Origin of the sequence: Burkholderia sp. HMSC10F09 (genome assembly GCF_001806955.1) — a bacterium.
Lineage (GTDB): Bacteria > Pseudomonadota > Gammaproteobacteria > Burkholderiales > Burkholderiaceae > Burkholderia > Burkholderia multivorans.
In genome coordinates this window covers 1-1,347 of sequence record NZ_KV786797.1, presented here as the reverse complement: position 1 = coordinate 1,347, position 1,347 = coordinate 1, and the positions used below count along the sequence as shown (strand labels likewise).

Genomic DNA, 1,347 nt, shown 5'->3' with positions numbered 1-1,347 from the left:
GCGGCGGCGGGGCGCGCCGTGACGAGCTGCACGTAGCCGTCGAGCGACGTGCAAGCGTCGGCGGCGCGCATGTCGCGCAGGATCCGGCACGCGCGTTCGGCGACCTTCGCCGGCGTCGCATTCGGCGCACGCACGAGCGCGGCGGCGATCGCGGCCTCGCGCGTATCGAGGCCGGACGGCGCCTTCGCGAACAGCACCTGCGACAGCGCGGCGAGCCCCACCGTCTCGCCGCGAAACGGCACGAGGTTCAGATAAGCCTCGAGAATCTGGTCCTTACGCCAGCTGCGCTCGAGGCGCAGCGCGTCCATCGCCTGCACGGCCTTCTGCGGCAGCGAGCGCTGCCCCGAACGACGCGGCGAATCGCCCAGCAGGCCCGCGAGCTGCATCGTCACCGTCGAGGCGCCGCGTGTGCGCTCGTTCCACAGATTGCCCCACGCGGCACCCGCGATTCCGCGCCAGTCGACGCCGCTGTGCGCGTAGAAGCGCTTGTCCTCGGACACGACGATCGCTTCGCGGAACGCGGGCGAGACGTCGGCGAGCGACACCCAGTCGCCGCGCCGCTCGGTGAGGTCGACGCGCGTGCGCTGCAGCGGCGTGCCGTCGCGGGCAAGCAGCACCCAGTCGGTGCTGCGCCACGCTCCGCGTACGTCGTCGTAGCTCGGCAGCGCGTGCGCGATGGCCGGCGCCGCGAACGCGAGCGCGGTCGCAAGCAGCAGGCGGCCTGCGGTGCGCGCGAACCGCGGCGACTTCGGCGCGCGCGTCGCGCTCATGGGCGGCTCGCGGCGGCCGGCTTCACGGTGACCGGCGGATTCGGCCACAGCCCGTACACCGACGGCGCGTACAGCGCCTCGACGCGCGTCGGCGGCAGCCCGAACGTGCCGACGTTGTTCAGCCGCACCGTGTACTCGACCGAGAATTTGCCCTTCGGCAGATAGTCGTAGTACGCGCGGTAGCCGTCGAAGTCGCGTTCGACGAACGCGGGCCAGGCGCCGTCGGGCCGCTTCTCGTCCTGCGTCGCGACTTCGGAATCGCGGCCGAGGCCCGAGCCGAGGATCGTCGCGCCGGACGGAATCGGATCGTTGACGACGACCCACGTCATGTCGCTCTGCGCGTCGATGTCGAGATGCACGCGCACGACGTCGCCGCGCGTCAGCACGCCGCTGACGGCCGGCTGCACGGGCGTGACCGTCTTCGTGATCCGGTAGCCGGCCGCGAACGGCGCGCGCAGCGGCACGGCCGCGAGGCTTTCGACGGTCGCCCACGGGCGGCCCGTGCCGTCCTGCGTGACGGACAGCGTGGCCGGCGCCTGCGAGGTGCGCGGCCACGGCATCAGCACGCTGCGCGCAG

Annotated in this window: 2 protein-coding genes; both read right to left on the bottom strand. The window is 73.1% G+C overall.

From position 1 onward, the window contains the following. Window positions 1-770 (bottom strand): biosynthetic peptidoglycan transglycosylase (locus HMPREF3115_RS32570; RefSeq protein WP_256276274.1); only part of this gene is annotated, 770 nt, incomplete at its 3' end. Then, window positions 767-1,347, bottom strand: a 581-nt coding sequence (locus HMPREF3115_RS19110) for an alpha-2-macroglobulin family protein (protein ID WP_083302244.1), incomplete at its 5' end; no start/stop codon positions are given. The genes HMPREF3115_RS19110 and HMPREF3115_RS32570, both read right to left, overlap by 4 nt.